The sequence below is a fragment of the Sphingomonas sp. AC435 genome (genome assembly GCF_979253005.1).
In genome coordinates this window covers 1-250 of sequence record NZ_CEEDCJ010000078.1, presented here as the reverse complement: position 1 = coordinate 250, position 250 = coordinate 1, and the positions used below count along the sequence as shown (strand labels likewise).

Sequence of the window (250 nt, the reverse complement as noted above, 5' to 3'; positions counted from 1 at the left end):
ATACATATGAGGACTGAGCTTGTGGACTCCAGGAATTCGGTTCGTCTTGTAATCGACAACTAGATGACGACCATCGGGTCGCCTTAAGACCGCATCGATCGAACCGGTGAGAAAGCCGCGTAGCGCCTGGTCGCCATTGGGGATATGGGCCAATATTTCGCCGTAGCCGCTGATGGGATCGTCGGGTGGCACCAGACTCGGATCGCAGAGGAGGGACGCTAGGTCTGTCATGGTGGTCGATCGTCCGGAC

1 protein-coding gene is annotated in these 250 nt (G+C 56.8%); it reads right to left on the bottom strand.

All coding sequences use genetic code 11. The features are described 5' to 3' along the window. Positions 1 to 192: hypothetical protein (locus AC0CH8_RS19015; protein WP_465241216.1), on the bottom strand; the 192-nt coding region annotated here is incomplete at its 3' end. Positions 193 to 250: the final 58 nt, after the last annotated feature.